The sequence below is a fragment of the Cohnella fermenti genome (assembly GCF_004801405.1).
Classification (GTDB): Bacteria; Bacillota; Bacilli; order Paenibacillales; family Paenibacillaceae; genus Cohnella; species Cohnella fermenti.
The window spans coordinates 48804-55427 of the sequence record NZ_SSOB01000058.1 but is presented as its reverse complement, the minus strand read 5'-3'; the positions used below and the strand labels follow the sequence as shown (position 1 = coordinate 55427).

Sequence of the window (6624 nt, the reverse complement as noted above, 5' to 3'; positions counted from 1 at the left end):
CTCTGTTGCCAGCTTCGCTCCAAGACTCGCTATTGGTGGCGTGGCTTCGCCTTTTCCAAGCAGGGTTTCCACCTGCTAAGTTACTCAACCTATGCTCGGTCGCTCTGATTTTTCACATTCGTTGGCTTGATTGGGGAGGCAATCGCGGTGTTTTATGTGATTTTTCGCATATATGCGCCAACTCGGGCCGGATTTTTCTCCATGTATGCTATTTTTCACATAGAATCGGCCAAACTGCCCCTCATCAAGGCTCGCCAATGTGATTTTTCACATAAAATCGGTGGCTGGCGGGTTCGGCGGGGGCTTCGGAGGCTTCGGCAAGTTTGCCGGAATCATCGGGTTAGTCAGGTTCGACGGGTTCGATGGGTTCAATCGGTTCGGCAGGGGCTTCGACGGGTTTATCAGGTGTATCGGGTTAGTCGGGTTCGGCAGGGGCTTGACGGGTTATCAGGTGTATCGAGTTAGTCGGGTTCGGCAGGGGCTTCGACGGGTTAGCCAGGTGTATCGGGTTAGTCGGGTTCGGCGGGGGCTTCGACGGGTTTATCAGGTGTATCGGGTTAGTCGGGTTCGGCGGGTTTGCCGGGGTTCGGAGATTTTAGTCGGAGGGGCGCTGCGGCGGTGTCTGGTAGATAAGGTGAGGTCAAGAAAGCCCTCCCGACCGGCGTGCAACCGGATCGAGAGGGCTTCAAAACGAGCGGGCGATTGTTCTCAACGGAGCCTAGGAGCCAACCCGCTCCGGCCGGTCAGCCGTTCTCGACGACCCGGATGACGCCGCGGACGGAATCCGCGGACTTGTCGAGCGCCGCTTTCTCTTCGGCCGTCAGCTCCAGCTCGAAGATTCTCTCGATGCCGTCGCCTCCGAGAACGGCCAGCACGCCGATGAACAGGTTGTCGTAGCCGTACTCCCCCTCCAGCAAAGCGATGACCGGAAGGATGCGCTTCTTGTCCTTAAGGACGGCCTCCGTCATCTGCACGAGGGAAGCCGCCGGCGCGTAGTAGGCGCTGCCGTTGCCGAGCAGGCCGACGATCTCCCCGCCGCCGACGCGGGTGCGGGCGACGATCGCGTCGATCTGCTCCTTCGGCAGCAGCTTCTCGACCGGGATGCCCCCGATCGTCGTGTAGCGCACAAGCGGCACCATGTCGTCCCCGTGGCCGCCGAGCACAACGCCCCGCACGTCCTCGACCGACACGTTCAGCGCTTGCGCCAGGAACGTGTTGTAGCGGGCCGTGTCGAGCACGCCGGATTGGCCGATGACGCGGTTCTTCGGGAAGCCGAGCGCCTTGTATGCCACATAGGTCATCGCGTCCACGGGGTTCGACAGCAGGATGACGTAAGCGTTCGGGCTCGTTGCCTTCACATTCTCGCATACCGACCTCACGATGCCGGCATTCGTGTTCACCAGATCGTCGCGGCTCATGCCCGGCTTGCGCGCAATGCCTGCCGTGATGATCACCACGTCGGAGTCCGCCGATTCCGCATAGTCGGCCGTCCCCGTAATGCGAGCGTCGATTCCTTGCACCGGCGTCGACTCCAGCATGTCCAGCGCCTTGCCCTTCGTCGGATTCTCCATCTGCGGAATATCGATCAGCACGACATCCCCGAGCTCCTTCTGCGCCAGCATCAGCGCCGTCGTCGCCCCCGTGAATCCCGCTCCCACCACCGTTATTTTCGCACGCTTGATCGCCATGTTCGTTCATTCCTTCCCTAATATATCCATTAGCAGATTATTCCTCGAAGCCGCATGATTCATGCAAGCCCTCATCCAAACCTCGGATAAAAACAAATCTGGACACCAAACGATAAATCGTCGGGTGCCCAGACTTCGGCGTTCCTTCTCACGCGTCTCTGTCGCTCCAACGTTATCCGTCGGGTGTCCAGAGGGTTCGAAAGCTTACATGTTCTTAATGATCTCGTCCGCGAACGCGGAGCACTTCACTTCCGTTGCGCCTTCCATCAGGCGAGCGAAGTCATAAGTAACGACCTTGCTGTTGATGGATTCTTCGAGGCCCTTATAGATAAGGTCAGCCGCTTCTTGCCAGCCGAGGTGCTCGAAGAGCATAACGCCGGACAGGATAACGGAGCCCGGGTTGACGACGTCCTTGTCGGCATACTTGGGAGCGGTGCCGTGAGTCGCTTCGAAGATCGCGTGGCCGGTCAGGTAGTTGATGTTCGCTCCCGGAGCGATGCCGATGCCGCCGACTTGCGCAGCCAGAGCGTCGGACAGGTAGTCGCCGTTCAGGTTCAACGTTGCAATCACGTCGAAGTCGGTCGGACGAGTCAGAACTTGTTGCAGGGCGATGTCGGCAATAGCGTCCTTCACGAGGATCTTGCCTTCGGCAAGAGCAGCCTTCTGTGCCGCGTTAGCCGCCTCTTCGCCTTGCTCCGCCTTGATCGCATCGTATTGGCCCCAAGTGAAGGTCTTGTCGGCGAATTCGGTCTCGGCCACTTCGTAGCCCCAGTTCTTGAACGCGCCTTCCGTGAACTTCATGATGTTGCCCTTGTGCACGAGGGTAACGGACTTGCGCTCATGCTTGATCGCGTATTCGATCGCAGCGCGAACGAGACGCTTCGAGCCGTCGGAGGATACCGGCTTGATCCCGATGCCGGACGTCTCCGGGAAGCGGATCTTGTTCACGCCCATCTCCTTCTGCAGGAACTCGATGACCTTCTTCGCGTCGGCCGTCTCCGCTTGGTACTCGATGCCGGCGTAGATGTCCTCGGTGTTCTCGCGGAAGATAACCATGTCGACCAGCTCCGGACGCTTAACCGGGGAAGGGACGCCGTTGAAGTAACGAACCGGGCGCAAGCACACGTACAGGTCGAGCTCTTGGCGAAGCGCAACGTTCAGGGAACGAATGCCGCCGCCGATCGGCGTCGTCAGCGGACCCTTGATCGCGATGATGTACTCGCGGATAGCCGTCAGCGTGTCGGCCGGAAGCCACTCGCCGTAAGCATTGAACGCCTTCTCGCCGGCGAACACTTCGTACCAGGCAATCTTCTTCTCGCCCTTGTATGCCTTCTCTACAGCCGCGTCCAGAACGCGCTGGGAAGCGCGCCAGATGTCGCGGCCCGTGCCGTCGCCTTCGATGAACGGAATGATCGGATTGTTGGGAACGTTCAGAACGCCATTCTGTACCGTAATAGCTTCGCCGGAAGTCGGCGCTGCGAATTTCTCGAGTTGTGCCATGAATATAACTCCTCCTAAATAATCGTATAAGTGTATTTTACCGCAAAAACCGGCGCTCGTCCCCCCTCCGCCCGAAGAGCGGACGGGAAGACGGGCTGCCGGCGTTCAGACCGACTTGTTCGTTACGCGCGATCGGCGACGGCCGCGTAGAGCTGGTTGACCGGTCCGACATACTCGGCGCGCGGGCGGATGAGGCGGTTGTCCTCGTATTGCTCGAGGATGTGCGCCGTCCAGCCGGAGACGCGGCTGATCGCGAAGATCGGCGTGAACAGGTCGCGCGGAATACCCAACATGGTGTAGCAAGAAGCGGAATAGAAGTCGACGTTCGGGCGCAGGCCCTTCTGTCCGACGACCATCGATTCGATCTTGACGGACATCTCGTAGAGCCTCATGTCGCCGCGCAGCTCGCCAAGCGACTTGGACATCGCTTGCAGATGCTTCGCGCGCGGGTCGCCGTTCTTGTAGACGCGGTGGCCGAAGCCCATGATCTTGACCTTGTTGTCAAGCTTCGACTGCACGTAGGACTCGACGTTGTCGATCGTGCCGATCTCGTCCAACATAACCATAACCGCTTCGTTCGCGCCGCCGTGCAGCGGCCCCTTCAGGGCGCCGATCGCGGAAGTGACGCCGGAGTAGATGTCGGACAGAGTGCCGACCGTAACGCGGGCCGCGAACGTCGAAGCGTTAAGCTCGTGGTCTGCGTGCAGAACAAGCGCCTTGTCCAAGGCTTCGACCGCAACCGCAGCCGGCTCCTCGCCGGTCAGCATGTACAGGAAGTTATGAGCGACGCTGACGCCCTTCTTCGGAGCGACCGGCTCCTTGCCTTCGCGAATGCGCGCGAACGCGGCGACAACCGTCGGAAGCTGCGCTTGCAGGCGAATCGCCTTGCGAACGTTCGCTTCGCGGCTCATGTCCTGGGCTTCGGAATCGTACAGCGCCAGGCTGGAGATGGCCGTGCGGAGCGCCGCCATCGAGTTGCTGCCGGAAGGATACAGGCGCAGGCCGGCTATCACCGCATCCGGAAGCGCCGCATATTCGTCGAGCTGAGCCTTCAGCCCGCTCAGCTCCTCTTGGTTAGGGAGCTTGCCATGCCAGAGCAGGTAAGCGACTTCTTCGAAGGAAGCCTTCTCCGCCAGTTCGTCAATGTTATAGCCGCGATAAGTGAGCACGCCGTCGATGATGGAGCTGATCGAGGACGTCGCAGCCACGATGCCTTCCAGGCCTTTCGTTGCTGTCATGGATATCTCTCCTTCTTGGTCAAGTAAAGAAATCACCCGGTAATCGCCCGGAAGCAGCGTAGCGAATAAACGCAAGAATGATCCCAGTGTTCCCGAATTTGTTCCCGAATGCGTCGGAATGGTGAACCCTAACGTCCGATTATAAGCCGTAATCGGGAATTGTTACGGAAATAAGTCATCCCTAATGATAAACGATTTCAAGATCGATTGGAACAAACCGAGGCATAAAAATGCTTTATCGCACGTATAAAAGGTTCTTTTGCCGGAACGTCCGTAATGATAGAATAGGTCTGACTGGAGGTGCTGAAGCCTTGTACAAAAAACAGATTATCGGCATGATCGACATCGGCTCCAACACCGTTCGGCTTGCCGTGTATCAGATAACCGAGAACGGCGCGTTCCGCGTCATCGATCAGGGCCGCTGGCCCGCCCGGCTCAGCCAGAAGCTGACGGCCGGCGGGGAGCTCCCGCGCGAATCGGTGGACGAGCTCGCCGAGGTATTGCTGCACTTCAAGCGCATCTGCCGGATGCACCGGACAACCCGAATCAAGGCCGTCGCCACCGCAGCCATCCGCCAGGCGGCCAATCGCGAGCAAGCGCTGGCGCGGCTGACAGAGGTTACCGGGCTGACCATCGAGCTGCTGTCCGGAGAGGACGAGGCCCGCTTCGGCAGCCTCGCCATGCTGCGGACGATGGACGTGGAGGACGGCTTCGTCGTCGATATCGGCGGCGGGAGCACCGAGATTACTTTGCTGCGGGATCGGAAAATCGTCTCTTCGGTCTCCTTCCCATTCGGATGCGTAAACACGTCCAGACGATTCGGCATGAAGGACGAGCCCGTTCCTCCCGCCGTCATGGAACGGGCCGTCTCCGAGCTTGCGGCCCAACTGCGATCGGAGCCTTGGATCAGGTCCCATCCGGGCCTTCCGCTGATCGGCCTCGGAGGAACGCTGCGCTCGTTCGCCAAGATCTCCCAGCGCAGCATCGACTACCCGCTGAGCAACCTGCACGGGTACGAATTCCCGCCTCTTGCGCTCGAGAACGCCTTGCAGACGCTTGCCCCGCTGGGTGTCGAGAAGAGGCGCAAGGTGCCCGGCCTGTCGAAGGACAGGGCCGACGTCATCGTTCCCGGGCTGCTGATCCTTCAAGCCGTCGTCCAGGCCTGCCAGGCGTCCCGAGTCGTCGTCTGCGGCGCCGGCCTGCGGGACGGGATCTTCTTCGACGCCTGTCTTCCGGCGGAGGAAGTGTTCCTCTCCTCTCGTCAAGTTCTGGAAGACAGCATACGCAATTTGTCCGCATTATATCCAACCGTCCCGCAGGCTCACCTGGAGCAGGTGAATCGACTTGCTCTCTCCCTGTACGACAGTCTGGCCCCGGAGGCGTCGCTGCCGCCGTCCAGCCGGGTGCTGCTGGACGCGGCCTCGCGGCTGTTCCGCATCGGCTCGATGATCGATGTCGGGGACAATGCGGACCATACGTTCTACATCCTGATGCACGCCCACTGGAACGGCCTCGGCCACCGGGAGATGCTGCTGACCGCCGCCATCGCTTCCTACAAGGGGCCCGGGGCGATGAGAAGCAGGCTTGTCCCCTACAAGGCGCTTCTGCGCGAAGGGGACTTCGAGCGGATCTCGAAGCTGGGCATGCTGCTCCAGCTCGCGGCGGCTCTCGACCGAAGCGAGTCGCAAGGCATCGCCTCGCTCGATATCACGGTCGAGCGAAGCAGGCAGCTTACGCTGTCGGCCGCGGCGAACCACCCGCTGCACGTCGAGATGATGGAAGTGGAGACGCTCGCGAAGGACTTCAAGAAGAGCTGGGGATTGTCTCCGGTCCTCTCCGTCTCGACGCTCGCCCCTCCCCCCCGCTAAGCGCCCCGCCTTCAGCCGACCTCCGTCCGACAGGAACGGAGGCCGGCTTAGGCCAATCGACGGCGTAAAATAAAAAAAAGAATAAGGTGCCCCGATTGCCACCTTACCCTCTCTAGTAGACCATCCTTCGTCTTACTTGAACGCCCACGCCGTACTTCCGCTTCAGACCGTTCATCATCCGCCCGTTCAGAAGCTCATAGATCTCTCTCAGCTTCTGCGTCTTCGGCCGGATCGTCTCCTCCACCTTGCCGTTCACGATCACGTCGAATTCCACCATGCTCTTCCCTCCCGTCTCTCCGGTTGTTACCCCCATCATAATGCGGGCTCATC

The 6624-nt window shown here is 60.0% G+C and carries 5 protein-coding genes; 1 reads left to right on the top strand and 4 read right to left on the bottom strand.

Features of this window, described 5'->3' with window-relative positions; all coding sequences use genetic code 11:
• Positions 1 to 743 precede the first annotated feature (743 nt).
• The 3 genes from mdh to citZ all read right to left on the bottom strand — a co-directional run bounded on the left by mdh (position 744) and on the right by citZ (position 4426).
• Positions 744 to 1688, bottom strand: a complete 945-nt coding sequence (gene mdh, locus E6C55_RS29860; protein WP_136373495.1) for a malate dehydrogenase — start codon at positions 1686 to 1688, stop codon at positions 744 to 746.
• Between the two features lie 204 nt (positions 1689 to 1892).
• Complete coding sequence (icd, locus tag E6C55_RS29855; RefSeq protein WP_136373494.1) at positions 1893 to 3188, bottom strand: NADP-dependent isocitrate dehydrogenase; 1296 nt, start codon at positions 3186 to 3188, stop codon at positions 1893 to 1895.
• A 122-nt stretch (positions 3189 to 3310) separates the two neighbouring features.
• The gene (gene citZ, locus E6C55_RS29850; RefSeq protein WP_136373493.1) at positions 3311 to 4426 is read right to left on the bottom strand and encodes a citrate synthase; all 1116 of its coding nucleotides are present in this window, start codon (positions 4424 to 4426) and stop codon (positions 3311 to 3313) included.
• 311 nt (positions 4427 to 4737) lie between these two features.
• Here citZ and E6C55_RS29845 point away from each other — a divergent pair, with 311 nt between their 5' ends.
• Entirely contained in the window at positions 4738 to 6294 is a 1557-nt protein-coding gene (locus tag E6C55_RS29845) for a Ppx/GppA phosphatase family protein (protein WP_230986921.1), read from the top strand.
• Between the two features lie 112 nt (positions 6295 to 6406).
• On the opposite strand, the gene E6C55_RS29840 is transcribed toward E6C55_RS29845, so the two are convergent.
• The gene (locus E6C55_RS29840; protein WP_136373491.1) at positions 6407 to 6610 is read right to left on the bottom strand and encodes a hypothetical protein; all 204 of its coding nucleotides are present in this window, start codon (positions 6608 to 6610) and stop codon (positions 6407 to 6409) included.
• Between the last annotated feature and the right edge of the window lie 14 nt (positions 6611 to 6624).